Genomic DNA, 17512 nt, shown 5'->3' with positions numbered 1-17512 from the left:
ACAGATCCGTGACGCGCCGCCGCAATGCCGAAAAACAACTTGAACCTCTAGCAGCTAGAACATTTAGAACGCCTTAAAAATGGATGGAATCGGGCGCAATACAACCAATGAAATTTTCTACGTTACAAAAAATGCTTTGGGGACTTACCGCGATCGCGGTTGTTGGGTTCATTTTTTTGCAGGTTTCCATCAGAGAAGAACAGCGCGCTGATGCGCCCGCGTTCCAAGCCGACTTCGAACTGACCGATCACCGAGGCAGAGTGCAGACGGACGAAGACTTCGCAGGGCGCTGGATGCTCGTGTTCTTCGGCTTTGCGAATTGCCCCGATGTATGCCCCACGACCTTGGCAGAGGTTGCCGCTGTCATGGATGCGCTCGGCTCTGACGCCACCCGAGTCCAGCCGCTCTTTATTTCCATTGATCCGGAACGTGACACGCCGGAACAACTGGCAGAGTTTGTCCCGGCGTTTGATGCCAATATCATCGGTCTCACCGGCACGGCCGATCAGATCAAGCGAACATCGGAAACCTTCCGCGTGTACTTTGAGAAGATCGAGGAGGCGACTTCGCCCGACGGATACACGATGGGACATTCGTCTCAGCTGTTCCTCTTTGATCCGCAAGGCGGATATGTGGGGTCCTGGACATATGGCACGCCGGCAGAGGAGATCCTTGCCGATCTGAAGGCGCGGATGTCGATATGAGCCGGGTAATGTCAAAAGAGACGGCTTTGACCGCCGCGTGGATCGTCGCTTTGGGGAGTTCCCTGGCCGTGCTCTATATCGGTGAGGTTCTGGGGCAGGCACCTTGCAATCTTTGCTGGTTTCAGCGCGCGTTTATGTTCCCGCTGGCCGTCGTTCTAGGACTTGGTATCTGGTGGGAGGATCATCGGGTCGGTCGCTACGGTGTTGTGCTCGCAATTAGTGGGGCCGCCATCGCACTCTGGCATCTGGGCTTTTATACCGGGCTCCTCCCGGAACGTATCCAACCCTGCACAGCAACCGGCCCGTCTTGCACCGATGACAATCAGGTCTTCCTCGGCGTCCCCATCCCTCTTTTGTCGTTGGTCGCCTTTGGGCTGATCACGATCCTGTCCATTTTCTCCCTAAAGGAGCAGCGCACATGAAAAACAAATCAGTCGTTCTATCGGTCCTAATCGTTGGCCTTGCGATCTTTGCCGCCGCCGTTTGGTATCAATCCCGCCCTGCCCTGGTGGCCCAGGTCGAGGCGGTCCAGCCGGAAATCGCAGAGGCGTTAATCCGGCCCTACTCTCCTATCCTCGGCCCCGAAGAGGCTCCTGTCACCATCGTCGAGTTCTTCGATCCGGCTTGCGAGGCGTGCCGCGCCTTCCATCCGATTGTGAAGGACATACTGGCGGAGCATGACGGCGCAGTGCGTGTTGTGCTGAGATATACGCCCTTCCACGGAGAAGGATCAGAGCAGGCCATTCGTGTCCTTGAGGCGGCCCGTATGCAGGGCATTTTCGAGCCGGTCCTGGAAGCGCTCCTCGAGTATCAGCCCCGTTGGGCATCCCATGGCGCGCCGGACCCCGGTCGGATCATTGGAATTGCTGAACAGGCTGGCCTGGACGCGGAAGCCGCGAAAGCCCAAATGATGGCACCACAGACGGTTGGCGTTCTCAATCAAGATCGCGCAGATGTCGACGCTGTCGGCGTGCGTGGTACCCCCACCTTCTTCGTAAACGGCAAACCCCTAGATCCCTTCGGCGCTGACGAGTTGCGCGCCCTCGTCGCAGCGGAAGTCGCCGCGAGTGGATCTTGAACAAAAAACGATCAGGAACATACCTATGAGAAAATCTACCTTCACTGCCCTTGCATTCAGTATTCTGGTCGGTTTGCCCACAGCCTCCCTTGCGGGTTCGGAAGATATTGTGGTCGAAGACGCGTGGTCGCGCGCCTCTATCGGCATCAATCGTCCAGGTGCAGCCTACATGACATTGCGCAACACAGGCACCGAGCCAGTGACACTGCTGGGATTAGAAACGCCGCTCGCCATGATGCCGGATATTCATGAGACCAAGACCGATGCGAATGGCGTGAGTTCTATGGCACCAGCCGGAGAAATCATTATTCCCCCGGGCGAAAGTGTTTCGCTTGAGCCAGGTGGCATGCATGCCATGCTGATGCGGTTGCAAACCAAGATGGTCGAAGGAGAGACCTTTCCGCTGACAATGAACTTTGCCGATGGCGGGAAGTTGACCGTTAATGTGCCCATTCTTGGCATTGCGGCACGTGGGCCGGAGGGCTGATGAGCCGAAGAACTCTCCTTACTTATGGCGCTGCAATTGCCAGCATGCTTGCGCTGGCGCTGTTCATCGGCTGGTGGCAGGTGGATGGTACCGGCGCGCCTGAACCGGTGGCTCAGCGACCTTTGCCGCTTACCCAGATGGAATTCCAGATGACTGATCAAGGCGGTGAAACTGTCGGACCTGCGTCGCTTCTGGGCAATCCATCCATGGTGTTTTTTGGCTTCACATACTGCCCTGATGTATGCCCGACGACGCTCTCGGATATCTCGGGCTGGCTCGACGACCTTGGAGATGATGTCGCGGACATGAACGTCGTGTTCATCACGGTCGATCCGGAGCGCGATACTGTGCCCGCCATGGCTGAATATGTCAGTTACTTCCACCCGGCCATCCAAGGATGGAGCGGGACGCTGGACGAGACAGCACGCGCTGCTGCAGGTTTCCGTGCGAGCTATGAGAAGGTCGCGACAGACGGCCACTATACGATGAACCACACGGCGAGCGTTTTTCTCTTCGATGCTGACGGACGGTTTGCGAGCACCATCGATTACCATGAACCGCGAGAATTCGCAGTGCCGAAGATCCGCCGTGTTCTCGCAAGAGCAGAAGAAGAAACGTCATGAAATTAAGATACCCTGCCTTCGGCGTCGCATCAGCAGGCGTTGCTGTCGTGTTGGTAATGGGACTTCCGACCATTTGGAAAATGGCCCCTGTCCCGGAAGCGCTTGTCGTGGTGTCTGATTGGCAGCCCGCGCCGTTGCAGAGCCCGGCAATGCGAACTCAACCGCTGATGCCCTTCGAGCCAGCGGTTGTTAGATCGGACACAGTCGCTTGGGCACCAGAACCGCCATCGCGTCCAGTCATTGATGTGGCTTTGCCAGAAACCAAACCCCCAATGGAGATGTGGTCGGGCAGTTTGTCCTCAGGTGAAACCCTGGACGCCTTGCTGTCCAAAGCAGGCCTCTATGCACCCGATCGCGCCGAAGTGGCGCTGGCGCTGGCCACGGAATATGACCTGCGTAAGCTCAAACCGGGATATGGGATTGAGGTTGAAACGTCGCTTTCGGGGTCGCTCAGACGGGTGGTATTGTCCGTCGACGCAGGCGTGCAAATCGAAGCCGTGTTTGCAGATGAGATTGCCATACGGAAGATCGTGCCTGAGCCCGATCTGGTTCTGCGTGCGGCAGATACGAAGGTGGAAACCTCGATCTTTGCAACCCTTGCATCGGCAGATATTCCGGCGCGATTTGCTGTCGACTTGGCCGAGATGTTGGGCGGAACGGTCGATTTCCGACGTGATCTGAAAGGCGGAGAACGGCTGCAGCTGATGTGGCGCGAAGCCACTCTCGGCGACCAGGTTATCAGACCGCCTCGCCTGTCTTTCGCCGCGATAGTCATCGACGAAGCTCTCTATGAAATCGTTTGGCCTGACGACAATTCAGGAAACGCGACAATCTTTGTCGATGGGGAATTGCTACGTGTGTTTGCGCAGCCCGTGAAAGGCGCGCGGCTGAGTTCGGTCTACGGCAATCGCAGGCACCCGGTTTTTGGAGATGTGCGCATGCACACCGGGGTTGATTTTGCGGCGCCATATGGGACGCCAGTCTACGCAACGGCACCGGGCCGCATCTCGTTTATTGGGCGGCGCGGCGGCTATGGGCGCGTGGTCGAGATCGCGCATGGTTCCGACACCATGACCCGCTATGCGCATCTGAGTTCTGCGCCTGAAGGTCTCTACATCGGGGACCGGGTTGCCGCAGGCGACGTGATCGGCCGAGTTGGCGCAACAGGCACGGCGACCGGTCCAAACCTGCATTATGAAGTGCGCGTAGATGGCCGTCCGACAGATCCGATGTCGGAAGAACGGCTTGCCGAAGCGTCAAGCGCAGAAGGAACCAATTCAGACATTGTGTCGCGCCTTGAAGACAGCCGAGCACAGTTTTCAGGATTGCTGGACACCGACATCGCCACCGCGACATCAGAAAGGCTCTAGATCATGAGACAACTATCGCTCGCAATTGCCTTCTTCCTCGGCCTCGCCACCCAAGCGATCGCCGAAGCCACGCCGATTGACGTCAAAAAGACAAATGGCTGCGGGTGCTGCCTTGCGTGGATGGAGCACCTCGAAGAGAACGGTTTTGCACCCACTGGCGAAGACATGTTCGCCGGGCTTCTCGTCCGCTTCAAGCTCGACAACGGCGTTCCGCAACGCATGGAATCCTGTCACACGGGCCTCATCGAGGGGTACGTGATCGAAGGCCATGTGCCCGCGGATGATATTCGCAGGTTGCTCAGCGAAAGACCGGACGCTGTCGGCCTCGCGGTGCAAGGCATGCCGCTTGGCTCCCCCGGCATGGACCAGAGCCGCTGGCGCGAAGCCTATGACGTATTCCTCATACACAACGACGGATCGACGGAAATCTTTTCCAGCTATCTCGGTAACTGACTTCAACAATGTAGAAAGACCTGAATTTGGATACTCTCTCCCCTATCATGCTCGGGTTTCTGGGCAGCCTAGTAGCTGGCTCAATGACAGCTGTTGGTGCAATACCCGTGCTCTTTGGACGGATACCATCGCGTGCGACGCGCGACCTTTCGCTTGGCTTCGCTGCGGGTGTCATGCTGGCGGCGTCGTTCTTTTCGCTGATTATTCCTGCGCTTGATGCTGCCGAAATAAGATATGTGAACGAGGCGGCCCCGGCAGCCATCGTTTGTGTGGCCATTCTTCTGGGAATGGGGGCCGTGGCGCTGATGAATGAGAAATTGCCGCATGAGCATTTCAGCACCGGGCGCGAAGGGCCGGAGGCCGCATCTCTGCGCCGAGTGTGGCTGTTCATCATCGCCATCACGATCCACAACTTTCCGGAAGGCCTCGCGGTGGGTGTTGGCTTTGGCGCGGACGGTGTGTCCGGAGGCATGCCACTTGCCATTGGAATTGGTTTGCAGAACGCACCTGAAGGACTGGCCGTCGCTGTGTCACTTTTGGGAGAAGGGTATTCCAAGGTCCGTGCTTGGGGGATTGCCGCATTAACGGGCATGGTGGAACCCATTGGTGGTTTGCTGGGTGCGGGCATCATCACGATCTCCGAACCGCTCCTGCCTTGGGGACTGGCCTTCGCAGCAGGTGCGATGCTCTACGTCATCAGCCATGAAATCATTCCCGAGACGCACAGAAGCGGACACCAGAACAAAGCCACGCTTGGTCTCGCCATTGGGTTGGTCATCATGCTGTTCTTGGACGTCTGGCTTGGTTAGTCCCAATAGTCGTGACGGGCATGAGAACGGGACTTATGCATAAATGTTGATGGGCGTTCCATCGCGCACCATCGCATAAACCTCTTCGATTTGCCGGTCGGTGATGGCGATGCAGCCTGCGGTCCAGTCCTGCTTGTCTGTTGGGTCGATGCCCTTTCGCGGACCGCCATGAATGAAGATGTCGCCTCCGGGCGATTTGCCCTGCGCCGCAGCAAATGCACGGTCGGCTTCGTTTGGGTATGAAATGCCAATCGACAAATGAAACAGGCTGTTCGGATTGCGGCGGTCGATCATGTACGCACCCTCAGGCGTGCGCCCATCGCCCTCAAATTGCTTGTGTCCGTCCGGCGCGAAGCCAAGGCCGACTGGATAGGTTTTAAGCACACCTTGCGCGCCATCGAGGACCAGAAGTCTTTCCGACTTGTAAAGGCGCACGCGGGTCACTTCTGGCCCGCTATAGGAACGGAATTTGTTCGCACATCCAGAAAGAAAGGCCGCCACACCGCCCAGCAAGAACCATCTTCTTGGAAATTTCCTTAACATCACTGATCGATGCCTCGTTTTTGAGGTCTGATATAAAAACTGAATATCGCGAAGCTCGCGCTCGATCAATGCCCGTGCGCCAAAACTCCCTTTGTCATTTCTTTGTGCAAAGGTTCTCCTCCACGCGGCTCGGCGTTGTCATCTTGGACTTGCAGCAGCCTCAGAGCATTTGCAACGACGAGAAGAGATACACCCACGTCAGCGGCGATTGCGCCCCACATCGAGGCCATGCCAAAAGCGGTCGCGACAACAAACACTGCTTTGGTGGCAAGTGACAGAACGATGTTCTGTTTGATGATCGACATGGTCCGTCTGGAATGGCCGATCAGCCAGGGAACCTTTCCAATGTCATCGGTCATCAGCGCGATGTCAGCCGTTTCAATTGCGGCGTCCGATCCCACCGCCCCCATGGCGATCCCGTAATGTGCGCGCGCCATTGCAGGCGCATCGTTCACGCCATCCCCGATCATCGCGACAGTTCCATACTCCGCCACCAGTTCTTCGATGGCCGTGACCTTGTCCTCGGGCAGCAGTTCCGCGCGCACCTCGTCGATGCCGACCTCAGCAGCCACCGCCCGTGCCGTGGCCGCGTTATCCCCGGTAAGCATGACGATTTTCTTCACACCTTGAGCGTGCAGCCGCGCAACAATGCCCTTGGCGTCGGGTCGAATCCGATCACGCAGCTCAAGCACACCGCTAACGCCAGCCGCGTCCCCAACGGCGACCAGCGTGTTGCCTGCCCCTTCGATGCGATCGCGCAAATAAGATGGAATTGCGGACCCGAACCCTTTTTCTTCGGCAAATCGGTCTGACCCCAGCCAAATGGACTGGTCGCCCATGTCTCCTTCGAGGCCGCGGCCCGGCACGGTGCGTGTGTTGTCGGCTGCGGAAACGGACAAGCCGTCTTGTTCTGCACGGCTCAGAATTGCCCGCGCCAGCGGGTGTGACGATCTTGCTTCAAGCGCGGCGGCGCGCATAAGCAGGTCGCGCTCGGACGTCTCACCAATCGGATAGACCGCAGCGACTTCCGGTTCTCCCATCGTGATCGTGCCGGTCTTGTCCATCGCAAGCGCCGTCGTGCGACCGGGCGCTTCGACATAGGCGCCACCCTTGATTAGAACGCCGTTGCGCGCCGAGGCCGCGAGGGCAGCGACGATAGAGACCGGGGTCGAGATCACCAAGGCGCATGGGCAGGCGATGACCAGCAGAACCAGCGCGTTGTAGAACCAGAAGCCCCAGTTCCCGCCTGCGATTAGCGGGGGTATCAGGGCCATAAGAATGGCGAGTGCCATCACGATCGGTGTGTAGATGCGGGCGAACTTCGTCACCCATTGTTCGACCTCGGCGCGGCGTGAATGTGCATCGCCCACCATGCGGATGATTTTGGACAAGACCGTGTCGGAGGCAGCTTTCGTTGCCCGTACAGTTAAAGTGCCCTCGCCATTGATGGTGCCGGCGTAGACATCATCGCCCGCTTCTTTTGGCACCAAGGCGCTTTCACCCGTAATGGGGGCCTGATCGACGGCCCCTGCCCCGTCGATAACTTCCCCGTCGAGGGGAATACGGTCGCCACCGCGCACGATGAACCGCGCACCGACAGCTACAGCCGTAGCGGGAACGTCGGCCTCTGAGCCATCGTCATAGAGCACACGGGCTGTCGGGGGTGCTAGGTCGAGAAGCGCTGACACAGCATTGCGCGCGCGCCCCACACTCCAACTTTCAAGATAGAGTGAAAGCGAAAAGAAAAACGCCACTGTTGCGGCTTCGAAAAACTCGCCAAGCCCGATGGCCCCGGCCACGGCGACCACCATCAAGAGGTTCATGTCTGGAGAAAGCCGACGCGCCGACGACCACGCTTTGGGTGCGACAAGCCAAACGCCAAACAGTATTGCTATTGCGAACAGTCCCGCCTCTGCCATGGGCATCGGCGCATCACCATGGCCCGAGAACAATCCGATGGCACCCCCGAACCCAGTCTCAATGATGTGGTAGATGAACCCCGCCGCCCAGAAGCTGCCGCTGAGCATCGTGAACAGTTTTTGTTTCTTCAAATGTGCGGCCTGATCCGTGCTGGCGTCTTGGGCATCCCAGGGTTTGGCCGTCATCCCGGTGGTCGCAACGACGTCAATGATCTTGTCCGACGACGGGTTCTTTCCGCCTTCCAGAACTGTCATGCGCGCATTGATTACGTCAAACGCGAGATACTCCGTGCCACCGACTTCCGGTCCGACGACCCGGTTCAGGATTGAAACCTCTTCGGCACAATCCAGGCCGCTGACATGGAAACTGCGGCCGTCCGAGGCTTGAACGTTCGTTGGCTCAATGGCCTGTCCTCCGCAACAACTGCCGCACGCGTCCTCAGATACAGGAGAATGGTCGTGGCTGTTTTGAGCACCGTCATGTGGCATGGATTATCCTCGGATTCGCAATTATGGGGAAGTCTTACGCCCTACAGCAACTAGAGGTTCAAGAGAAAAGTTCGGTCTTACAGATAGCCGCGTGGTTAATGGGGTGAACTCAGGTGGTTTGGGTCGAAACCATTTAGTTTCGGTCACTTTCCTGAGGAAATCCGCCTGTGATCTTGCCTTTGCGTTGCACCGCATTCCGCCGGATGCAAGAAAGACGCATCTAAGAATTCAAAGCAGCAGGACAGTGAGTTTATGTACACACGGAGCGCAATTTTTATCCTTCTCGGTGTGGCGCTCGGAGCCTGCTCGGAAACCATCTCGAATTCACAAGGCTCTGGCGCGCTGCCGCCGGTCCCGGAGCAAATCGTGGCGCTCGCGGCTTCAAACCAGGATCTCGCAACAGCGCGACTGAGGCCTGAAGACAATTGCTACTGGTACATGCATTCCGGGCCGGTCGAGGACACGCTCTTGCCGCTCAGGACATCGGGCGGCAATCCGATCTGCGTCAAGCCGACCGCGTAGCCTTGGCGGCTGAACGGGCCTAACCGCTAAGCTGAGAACTAGCCGCGCGCGGTTACGCTGTCTTCCGCTGAATACAAAAACGCTGTCGAACCAATGGTGACCCGAGGGTAAAGCTCATTGATATGGGCCATAACCATCCGGACGCACCCCGAACTCGCCCGTCCACCTATTGACCGGGGCGACGGTGTTCCGTGAATACGCAAATAGGTGTCTCGCTCTCCGACAAAAAGATAGATCGCACGTGAGCCGAGGGCATTGTCAGGGCCAGGTTCCTGGCCATTCGCAAACTGAGAGTAAGCTGCGGGATCGCGCTCGATCATCGATTTCGTCGGCGTCCAATGTGGCCACTCGACCTTGCGACGGATCGAGTAAGTCCCCGGCTCGTAGAGATTGCCGCGCGCAATCGCCACGCCGTAACGCATGGCCGTGCCGCCTTCCTCGATGTGATAGAGATACCGCGCGACCGCATCGACATGGATGTCGCCGGGTTTCAGACCAGACCTGGCTTCAACCCGACGCGGCATGAAACGCGGTTGCAATCCCCAAGGGTTCGACGTCTCGAGATCGAAGTTTGCAGGTGTCACCTGCGCATCCCAAGCCGCCTTTTGCGATGCCGTCGGCCAGGAATTGGCAAAGACAGGGTTTGAAATTGGCGCAGAAAACAGGACTGCGCTGGTCGCTATGAAATGGCGTCTGGTTAACATTCTAAATCCGTCTCCGTCTTGATCGTCAATTGACCGGTTGGGTCCCGAAGGCTCCATTAAACAGATACAGCCTACACCAACTAGAGCTTTAATAAGATTCTTGGCTTCACACGGGCTTGTGTATGTACATTTGCAATCTGACGACATTAGGTCACGCCATGGAAGCCGGAAAGCAATGGCCGCTTCCGTGACTTGGGCGGCAACGCAGCAAGGCGATCGCTGCATGTGCAAAGCGATGCTGCGTCAGCAATAGCTGCGTGAGCAAAAGGCTGGAAAGTCCCGCACTTCGGCCATAAACAATAGTCCGAGTGAACGTCCATTTTATTTAGTCCGTGTCCAGTCTTGCGTCTTTTTGAATGTTGAACAGTGTGTTAGAATCAAACTCTTAAGACTACCGTGTCCAACACAGCATTTCCGCCCTACACTTAAAATGACACCAAAAACACACTTGCGCACACACCAAAAATTTCGCCACGTAAATTATTGATTTTAAACATACAATTTACACCGCCTCCATTGGAAATCCGCTTCTATGCCCAACGCGCTCCGTTGGGCAGTCGGGCCGTTCTTGATCGCAATCGGAAATCTGATCGCCTGGTGGGGGGCATTCATCATTGGACTGAAAGCCACCAGTGGGGTGAGAGACGAGCTGATCACTTCGGGTCTCTACCGTTTCTCTCGGAATCCGCAGTATCTTGCCGACATGGCCATCCTAATAGGTTTGGGTCTTCTCTTCGCCTCACCTTGGGTTTGGCCTGTCGTCATCGTTGGAGTTGCCGCGCTGGCCCTTGCCCCGCTCGCAGAAGAGCCATGGCTGTGCGAACAATACGGCACCAAGTATCGCAACTATTGCGCTGAAACACGTAGATATCTCTAGTCTCGCCGCCTCACGAGAACGTCATCAATTTTCGGTTGAAGCTCTAGCAGCTAGAGGTCGTATCCGTTCATCAACAAAAGGGCGAGGCAAAGTATATTACTGATTCAAAGAAAACACGGTGCCAGTTCGTCTCGACAACTATGATCGGACTTCTGGGAACACCTTCCCTTCTCCGTGCTCAGGAGCAGGAGCCCTCGGCGGTACGCAGAAATATTTCTGTCCTTCAGTGCGGATCCCTGGCAAGACCACTTCGATAACCTTCAGCACGGTGCAATTATGTGCGACATTGACTCGCGTGCAGTCCAGTACTGGTCGGAAGACGAAAGTGTTTACAAACTCTACCCTTCAAGTGTCCCCGCCTCGGAAGAGCTGACCCGCCGAGGATATACAGAGGTTATAAGGAAGGTGGAGAGGCCCAGTTGGCGGCCCACTCCATCAATGAAAGAGCGCAACCCCGAATGGCCTGACTATTGGCCGCCGGGTCCTGACAACCCGCTTGGAACCCACGTGCTTTATTTGTCGTGGCTGTATTACCGGGTGCACGGGACCGGGGACACACGCAAGATCGGGCGCCAGTCATCAAACGGTTGTGTCGCGTAGCCTTTAATTGGGCTCTGCCTCAATCTGTGTGGCGGAACGGTAGCATTCTCGCCCGCAACAATTCTGGACCGGCTCGGCCGTACATGGCGCGCTTGAGGGTTTTCAGGCGGTTGATCTGACCTTCCGCCTGGCCGTTGTTACAGGGCATCTCGATCGCCTTTTTGACCACATTGAAGTCCCGGTTCAAGGTGCGGGCGAAGCGCACAATGGGCGTCAGGCCGGTTTCGATGGCGTCGTCGATCCATGCAGGGAGCGGACCCGCTTGGCGGCCACGCATGATACCGTTGAAACGCATGGCGAGGCTGCGCATCGTTGTGAAGGCGGGAGAACCGGCTTTGAGCGTGTCGACTTTCCGCGCCTGATCCGAGGTGAGCTTTCCGCTGGGTTTGATGCACAGCGCGGCCGCAATGACCGGAGAGATCGCATGCCCCGTTTCCGGGCCCCGGACCGGCTCCAGGATCTGGTGCTCCACGGCGGGGCCCTTCGTTTGCTTTTCGGCTCTGCGCCCGCCCGCCCCCAGCCGCTTTTAATGCGACTGACTCCCCTCGTAACCACGCTCTTGGATCATACGGTACAGGGCGCTGCCTGTTCGAATGCCGTCCTTCCAGCTTTGGCTCAGGAATTCTTCAAAGTACCACGGCGAAGTCGGTTTCAAAGCGGCCTGTTTGCGGTCCGGTGGCGTCTCGAACTGCAGCCATTTCGCGATGCTGCGGCGCGGGAACCCTGTTCGTCGCCCGATCTCGCTACAGTTAAGCCCCTGATTTCGGAGCGCATGGATGGTGGTGAAAATCTCTTCCCGAGATGTCCTGTGCGCAAGGCGTGACTTCAGAAGGCTGCCGGCTGCGGTGATATTGTCGGCGTCGGCCAGCAGCGCTCTGCCGGTCTCAGGGCCGTGGAGGTTCATTTGCTCCTCAATGGCCTGCCGCAGGTTTTGCACGATATGGAACCGATCAGCGACCTGCTTCGCCTGCGGTGCCCCTTGCCGTGCAGTCTAGGCGTAGAGACCACACCGATCTCTGCTAATCACTTTCACCTCGGGGTGTCGCTTGAGCCAGTTGGTGCAGGTGACGACATCTCGATCCTCAAGAATGTCGATCACCACGCGACGCTCCAGATCCACAATGATCGTGCCGTAGGTTTGCGACTTCCGCCAGCTCCAGTCGTCAATCCCGATGACCGTCGGCGGCTTGGCGGTGCCCTGAGCACGCTTTTTCAACTGCCTGAGCACCGTGTAATCGCTGACCCCAAGGCCCAAACGGTGCAAGAGCCGTTCGGCAGGCCGTCCGCCGGTTGCATGCCCAAGATGACTGACAATCTCCCCGACACGCGAAGTGCTACGTGCAAACGGATGCGCAATCGAGGTGAGTTGGTCTGCGAAAGTCCGGCGTGGGCAAGCGGGTGCCAAACATCGCCAACGGCAAATCGCGAGATCAACCGTTACCTCCTCTCCATGGGCGGGATAATCCTGCAACCGCCGACGCCGCCAGCCGTGACGTCGGCGTGAATGCAATCCACAGTCTGGGCAGATGCCGCTTGGTGTCAGACTGCCCGATACGATCCACCCGCCGAAATCACTTCGCTCAACGCATTGAACCGAAACTTCGGCCCCGGGCGACCAATGCTTCTTCGAGCTCACAACCATCCCTCCTGAATTTTCCTGTTTCAGGATAGTTGCGCCACACAAAGTGAGGCAGAGCCCAATTAAGGGCTACGCGACGCCAGCGCATCGGCGGGCAGATTGGGGTTGCGCGCCTTGCCGTCAGGCTGGTCAGAGACCGCCTCTGCCCGAGCCTGAGCCATTTCTGCCTCTGTGCGATGACGGATAAAGACAGGTTTTCCGCGCCAGTTGACGGTCAATTGCGTTCCAGGCGCGAGATCGGAAATGTCGACAGTGATCTGTGCCAAGGCGCGGACATCGGCGGAAGGGTTCATCTGGTTCACCAGTGGCCAGAGCGCGGCCCCTGCGGCCACGACCCCCGCCCCGGCCGTTGCGTAATACAGGAAATCCCTGCGCGCGGTATCCTCTGACGCTTCCATCACGGGACATGTGTCCATGTCTCCCGCGCGGGAAGGTCAACACGCGAGATGTAACGTTTTGTCAGTGCACCTCTCTACGGATCAACAAACAAGCCGTGTCGGCGCGTCAATGGTGCGGGGCTGCGCCTTTTGCCATCATGAGGTGGTGCTCCTGGTGATGCGCCCCGATGGTCATCAGGCCAAAGAAACCAAGTCCCTGAATCTGAGCGGCATCGCCATCGACACTGAGCGCCACGCCATCTTCGAGTTCCTCCGTGACAACGTCCCAGCCGGTTTCAGCCGCAAGAAAGGGCGCATGGGCGGGCACCATGGCGCGGATGGCTTCGAGAACACGGGGGGTGCCCCGAATCTCGAACCGGGCCCCTTCCGGCCGCAGGGTGCGGGTGACCACGGCCTCTTGGGTCAGAAGATCCATATCGACCAGATGGCGGCGCAATCCGTCGATATCGACCCGCTCCCAATCTGTCTCGGGATCGGCCTGCAGGATCGCAACGATCTCCGCCAGGGCGGCAAAGGCCGATTGCCCGGTTTCCTGCGGTCCACCCATGTCATGGCCAGTCGCGGAATGGGCGTGCTGAGCGGCCACGGGTGCGGCCATCAGTATGGCAAGGAGGAGGGAAATGAGACGCATGGACGGGTCCTTCAATGGGGTGCTGTCATGTTTACGCTAGCAGGGGCGGGCGTATCGCAATATGATTGCAATCATATGTTGCCAGCCCCCTATGATCTTATCCCGAGTTCAGCCCTGCGCCCTTTTTCCGGCGCGGTTGGCGACATCATGTTTCACCAAGGCGGTCCCACCCACGGTCTCTATGTCGTGCAAACCGGGCGCGTGTATCTCGAGCGGGTCGGCCCAGATGGCGAGCGGTTCATCATTCACCGTGCCCAAGCCGGAACAAGCTTTGCCGAAGCTTCCGTGTTTTCAGAGGTCTATCATTGCGATGCTGTTTTCGTTCAGGCAGGGACGCTGATCCGGATCGAAAAGGATGCCGTTTTGGACGCCTTCGCCGACCCTGAGTTTGCGCGCGCTTTTGGTCGCCAGGCGGCTCAGCAGATACAGGCACAAAGACAGATGCTTGAGATCGTGGGTATCCGGCGTGCAGAAGACCGGGTGTTGGCGGGGTTGGTCGCGGGCCTGCTCGACGGCTCCGTGATCGAGTTCGCCGCCCGATTACAGCTGAGCCATGAGGCGACCTACAGGGCCTTGCGAAAGCTTGTGCAGGACGGGCGGGTCAAAAACCCCGCCCGCGGGATTTATCACCTGCGCCCATGACCCGATCAGCTGTGGCTCGCGAAGACCGAGGTCACCCCGTCGGAGCCGACAAGCAAGGTATCAAAAGTGTCACCAGCCCCGGGACCGCCCATGCCGGGCGAACTCATCGGCATGCCGGGAACCGTCAACCCGCGCGCCACCGGTTGTTCTGCCAGCAGCCGCGTGATGTCCGCGGCAGGCACGTGGCCCTCGATAAAATAGTCACTTATGATCGCCGTGTGACATCCAGCAAGTTCCGGAGCGATTTGTAGCCGGTCTTTGAACGCATAAAGCGCATCCTGATCGACATCCTGCGCCTCGACCGTGAAGCCCGCTTGCCGGACATGATCGACCCAGGCGGTACAGCACCCGCAGGTGGGGGTTTTCAGGACTTTAATGACCGGTTCTGTGTTGGCCAGTGCTCGCAGGGGGAGTGTGGCAGCCGCTCCGGCCAGCAAAAATGTGCGTCTTTTCATCATGTGTTCCTTTTTGAAGTATCCGAGACCGTAGAACTGTGTGTTTGAGAGTCCAGAGGCTGTTCCTGCTCTGTCGGCGAGAGGGCGGGTGCATCCAGGGCGTGCCCGCTTGCCGGCCCGCGAAGGGGCTGGATCAACATCTTGTCGACCCAGAGGTCGCGCGTCGTGCGAAACTGCTCGATGCCGATCGTCATTCCCTCGTGGCCCTTCGCGGGCTGGGCAACGTAAGTACCCATGAGGCGGTCCCACCACGGCAGGTTGAAGCCGTAGTTTGAGTTGGTTTCGCGCGGATCGACAGAATGATGCACGCGGTGCATGTCGGGTGTGACGACGATCCATCTGAGCCACCGGTCGACTGGTCTCGGCAGGTTGATGTTGGCATGGTTGAAGAGTGCCGTGGCGTTGAGGATGATCTCGAACAACAAAACCGCGACGGCGGGCGGACCAAGCGCTGCGACCAAGCTTAGCTTGATCGCCATCGAGATAAGGATCTCAATCGGGTGAAAGCGCAATCCCGTTGTGGCGTCGAACTCGAGGTCCGCGTGGTGCATCCGGTGCAGACGCCACAACGTAGGGACGGCATGGAACATGACGTGTTGCAAATAGATGGCCAGATCGAGAAGCAGCATGGACAGGACAACGGCCAACCAATACGGCGCGCCGATAGTGTTGAATAAACCCCAACCCCGCTCCTCGCCCATGACCGCCAGACCAACGGCCAGGATTGGGAAAGACAACCGCAGGATCGCCGTATCGATCACGACAAGAGCCAGATTGTTCGACCAACGGATGACACGCGGAATGTCACGCCGCCGACGCGGGGCGGCGAGTTCCCAAAGCGCCATGGCGGCCAGCACACTCAAAAACGCCGTCAGACGAATCTCCGGCTCTGCGGCAAGTATCGTGTCCATCACAGTCTATGGCCCTTCTGTGTTAGGGCTTGGGTGCGGATGCGCATCTCGCACATCAGTCTTTTCTTGCGCAGCCTTTGCAGCCGCTATCTGGACTATATCAACATCCAGCGCGTGGCGCTCGTCGAGACACTCGGTTTCGAGCTGCAGCGTGACCATGTGAAACCCATGCTGCTCCGTCAGCCGTCGATAGGCCCTGTTCAGCAAGTGCGCGGCCTCGGCGGGTGCCCTATGGCGGATATGGGCGGAAAACGCGTGTTTGCCGCTGGTCAGCGTCCAAGCATGCACGTGGTGAACATCCACAACCCCGTCCTGGTGGTTCAGATCCGCCATCACAGCGTCGAGATCCGTTCCCTCGGGCGTGCCTTCCATGAGAATGTGGACCGCTTCTTTGATTACGCCGACGGAGGCCCAGAGGAGAACCACCCCGAACGCCATGCCGAGGATCGGGTCGATCGCGAGAAAGCCGGTGAACTCGATCACGAGAGCGGTCACGATGATCAGGAGGCTGCCGACAAAGGTCTGGATGATGTGCCAGAGCGCGCCGCGGGCATTCAGATCGTCTTTGCTCGATTGCCACATCAGCCCCAGCGAGATGACCTCTGTGACCAGGCCACCGAAGGCGACCCAAAGCATTGGGCCCGTGGCCAGGTGGATCGGATTTCCGAGCCGAATCGCGCCCATCCAGATCACCAGAAGCGCCATGCCGAGAAGAAAGCTGCCATTCACCAGCGCGCCGATGATCTCGGCGCGGTACCATCCGAAACTGCGCGCCGAATCCGCTGGACGGCGCGCAATCCGCTTCGCGATGATGGCCACGAGAACACCGCCAACCGCCGACAGGGTGTGAAACGCATCCGACAGGACGGCGATCGAGCCGGTCCAGAGCCCGACGGCGAGTTCAATCATGAAATAGACGCCGGTGAGCCAGGCAGAAATCACAAGGGCCTTGCCGGAACTCGGCATGTGTCCAGCGTGAGAATGATTGGCCATATCAGCTCTCCTCCCGTTGCGTACCGGTCTTTCGCGTCGCGGCAAAGAGAACCGACAGGCCCGTAAAGCCACCGAGCGCAAGCGCGGTCCATGTGGCGGTGCGGGCATCTCCGTTCATCGCCTGGCTGCCCATGTGAGCGAGCAAAAAACTTGCGGGAATAATCCCGGCCATCGTGGCCAGCGCGAACCTCCAAAGATGCAGCTTGCTCAGACCTGCGGCGTAACTGATCATATCGAAGGACAGAAACGGCAGCAGGCGACTGCCGAAGACCAGGAAGGTCAGAGTGTTCTGGGACCCGAACAGGCCTGCGTTAATCTTCTGACCGAGATGACGCTCAACGAAGGGACGACCCAGGCCGCGGGCCAGACCAAAGGCGGCAAGCGCACCGAGTTCCGCACCTAGAACGACGAAGAGCGTCCCGTACGTGTGTCCATAAGCCGCTCCGGCGGCGAGTGCGATCGGCGCCGAGGGCAGGGGGCTTGCCACGATAGCGATTGTCATAAGCGCCACGATGACAATTGGTCCGGCAAGACCTGCCGCCTCGATCCAGCGGTCAATTTCCGCGCGATCCGGCAGGCGAATGTCAACGCCAAGGACGTCCGGGAAGGCCAATGCGACGACTCCCATCAGGAACACCGCAATAAGAAGAACGCGCATCATCATG

At 58.4% G+C, this 17512-nt stretch carries 19 protein-coding genes and 3 pseudogenes; 12 read left to right on the top strand and 10 right to left on the bottom strand.

Annotation, left to right across the window (positions count from 1 at the left end; all coding sequences use genetic code 11):
• Positions 1 to 107: 107 nt before the first annotated feature.
• The 8 genes from THS5294_RS10530 to THS5294_RS10495 are packed head-to-tail and all read left to right on the top strand — an operon-like array spanning position 108 to position 5524.
• Positions 108 to 704 carry an SCO family protein gene (locus THS5294_RS10530; protein WP_058123716.1) on the top strand — a complete coding sequence of 199 codons (597 nt, stop codon included), beginning with the start codon at positions 108 to 110 and terminating at the stop codon, positions 702 to 704.
• Positions 701 to 1126: a disulfide bond formation protein B gene (locus THS5294_RS10525; RefSeq protein WP_058123715.1), complete on the top strand. Its 426-nt coding sequence runs from the start codon at positions 701 to 703 to the stop codon at positions 1124 to 1126. The genes THS5294_RS10530 and THS5294_RS10525 overlap by 4 nt, the downstream gene beginning before the upstream one ends.
• Positions 1123 to 1782 carry a DsbA family protein gene (locus tag THS5294_RS10520; RefSeq protein WP_058123714.1) on the top strand — a complete coding sequence of 220 codons (660 nt, stop codon included), beginning with the start codon at positions 1123 to 1125 and terminating at the stop codon, positions 1780 to 1782. The genes THS5294_RS10525 and THS5294_RS10520 overlap by 4 nt, the downstream gene beginning before the upstream one ends.
• A 25-nt stretch (positions 1783 to 1807) precedes the next feature.
• The gene (locus tag THS5294_RS10515) at positions 1808 to 2269 is read left to right on the top strand and encodes a copper chaperone PCu(A)C (protein WP_058123713.1); all 462 of its coding nucleotides are present in this window, start codon (positions 1808 to 1810) and stop codon (positions 2267 to 2269) included.
• On the top strand, positions 2269 to 2892 hold the full coding sequence (locus THS5294_RS10510) for an SCO family protein (RefSeq protein WP_058123712.1): 624 nt from the start codon (positions 2269 to 2271) through the stop codon (positions 2890 to 2892). Before THS5294_RS10515 ends, THS5294_RS10510 begins: the two co-directional genes overlap by 1 nt.
• On the top strand, positions 2889 to 4262 hold the full coding sequence (locus tag THS5294_RS10505; RefSeq protein ID WP_058123711.1) for a M23 family metallopeptidase: 1374 nt from the start codon (positions 2889 to 2891) through the stop codon (positions 4260 to 4262). Before THS5294_RS10510 ends, THS5294_RS10505 begins: the two co-directional genes overlap by 4 nt.
• Before the next feature lie 3 nt (positions 4263 to 4265).
• Positions 4266 to 4715 (top strand): DUF411 domain-containing protein, encoded by a 450-nt coding sequence (locus THS5294_RS10500; protein WP_058123710.1) that lies wholly within the window; start codon positions 4266 to 4268, stop codon positions 4713 to 4715.
• 26 nt (positions 4716 to 4741) lie between these two features.
• Positions 4742 to 5524, top strand: coding sequence for a ZIP family metal transporter (locus tag THS5294_RS10495; protein WP_058123709.1), 783 nt, complete (start codon positions 4742 to 4744; stop codon positions 5522 to 5524).
• Between the two features lie 33 nt (positions 5525 to 5557).
• Here THS5294_RS10495 and THS5294_RS10490 read toward each other — a convergent pair whose 3' ends face one another.
• The gene (locus THS5294_RS10490; RefSeq protein WP_058123708.1) at positions 5558 to 6067 is read right to left on the bottom strand and encodes a L,D-transpeptidase family protein; all 510 of its coding nucleotides are present in this window, start codon (positions 6065 to 6067) and stop codon (positions 5558 to 5560) included.
• A 65-nt stretch (positions 6068 to 6132) separates the two neighbouring features.
• Positions 6133 to 8475, bottom strand: a complete 2343-nt coding sequence (locus tag THS5294_RS10485) for a heavy metal translocating P-type ATPase (RefSeq protein WP_058123707.1) — start codon at positions 8473 to 8475, stop codon at positions 6133 to 6135.
• A 252-nt stretch (positions 8476 to 8727) separates the two neighbouring features.
• Here THS5294_RS10485 and THS5294_RS10480 point away from each other — a divergent pair, with 252 nt between their 5' ends.
• Positions 8728 to 8997 (top strand): hypothetical protein, encoded by a 270-nt coding sequence (locus THS5294_RS10480; RefSeq protein ID WP_058123706.1) that lies wholly within the window; start codon positions 8728 to 8730, stop codon positions 8995 to 8997.
• 38 nt (positions 8998 to 9035) lie between these two features.
• Here THS5294_RS10480 and THS5294_RS10475 read toward each other — a convergent pair whose 3' ends face one another.
• Positions 9036 to 9701: a L,D-transpeptidase gene (locus THS5294_RS10475; protein WP_058123705.1), complete on the bottom strand. Its 666-nt coding sequence runs from the start codon at positions 9699 to 9701 to the stop codon at positions 9036 to 9038.
• A 532-nt stretch (positions 9702 to 10233) separates the two neighbouring features.
• On the opposite strand from THS5294_RS10475, the gene THS5294_RS10470 reads away from it, so the two are divergent.
• Both THS5294_RS10470 and THS5294_RS10465 read left to right on the top strand, forming a co-directional pair.
• A complete protein-coding gene (locus THS5294_RS10470) occupies positions 10234 to 10578 on the top strand; it encodes a methyltransferase family protein (protein ID WP_233486462.1) in 345 nt (114 codons plus the stop codon).
• 140 nt (positions 10579 to 10718) lie between these two features.
• Positions 10719 to 11172, top strand: a pseudogene (locus THS5294_RS10465) (L,D-transpeptidase); the annotation flags it as partial.
• Between the two features lie 25 nt (positions 11173 to 11197).
• Here the strand turns inward: THS5294_RS10465 and THS5294_RS18065 are convergent.
• From THS5294_RS18065 to THS5294_RS10445, 3 genes and pseudogenes are all read right to left on the bottom strand, one after another.
• Positions 11198 to 12814, bottom strand: a pseudogene (locus tag THS5294_RS18065) (ISL3 family transposase).
• A gap of 77 nt (positions 12815 to 12891) precedes the next feature.
• Positions 12892 to 13215 (bottom strand): annotated as a pseudogene (petA, locus tag THS5294_RS10450) (ubiquinol-cytochrome c reductase iron-sulfur subunit); the annotation flags it as partial.
• A gap of 106 nt (positions 13216 to 13321) precedes the next feature.
• Positions 13322 to 13846, bottom strand: coding sequence for a hypothetical protein (locus THS5294_RS10445; RefSeq protein WP_038008363.1), 525 nt, complete (start codon positions 13844 to 13846; stop codon positions 13322 to 13324).
• Between the two features lie 27 nt (positions 13847 to 13873).
• Here THS5294_RS10445 and THS5294_RS10440 point away from each other — a divergent pair, with 27 nt between their 5' ends.
• Entirely contained in the window at positions 13874 to 14488 is a 615-nt protein-coding gene (locus THS5294_RS10440; protein WP_052068523.1) for a Crp/Fnr family transcriptional regulator, read from the top strand.
• A 5-nt stretch (positions 14489 to 14493) separates the two neighbouring features.
• On the opposite strand, the gene THS5294_RS10435 is transcribed toward THS5294_RS10440, so the two are convergent.
• From THS5294_RS10435 to THS5294_RS10420, 4 genes are read right to left on the bottom strand one after another with little or no spacing between them, the layout of a single operon-like run.
• Positions 14494 to 14946: a DUF411 domain-containing protein gene (locus THS5294_RS10435; RefSeq protein ID WP_009807995.1), complete on the bottom strand. Its 453-nt coding sequence runs from the start codon at positions 14944 to 14946 to the stop codon at positions 14494 to 14496.
• On the bottom strand, positions 14943 to 15854 hold the full coding sequence (locus THS5294_RS10430) for a sterol desaturase family protein (protein WP_009807996.1): 912 nt from the start codon (positions 15852 to 15854) through the stop codon (positions 14943 to 14945). The genes THS5294_RS10435 and THS5294_RS10430 overlap by 4 nt, the downstream gene beginning before the upstream one ends.
• 6 nt (positions 15855 to 15860) lie before the next feature.
• Positions 15861 to 16847, bottom strand: coding sequence for a cation diffusion facilitator family transporter (locus tag THS5294_RS10425; protein WP_038008366.1), 987 nt, complete (start codon positions 16845 to 16847; stop codon positions 15861 to 15863).
• Between the two features lies 1 nt (position 16848).
• Positions 16849 to 17511, bottom strand: coding sequence for a TVP38/TMEM64 family protein (locus THS5294_RS10420; RefSeq protein WP_038008367.1), 663 nt, complete (start codon positions 17509 to 17511; stop codon positions 16849 to 16851).
• Position 17512: the final 1 nt, after the last annotated feature.

Source organism: Thalassobacter stenotrophicus (assembly GCF_001458315.1).
Taxonomy (GTDB): domain Bacteria; phylum Pseudomonadota; class Alphaproteobacteria; order Rhodobacterales; family Rhodobacteraceae; genus Thalassobacter; species Thalassobacter stenotrophicus.
Note: the sequence above shows the minus strand (reverse complement) of the source record. Positions and strands in the feature narration are given on the sequence as shown.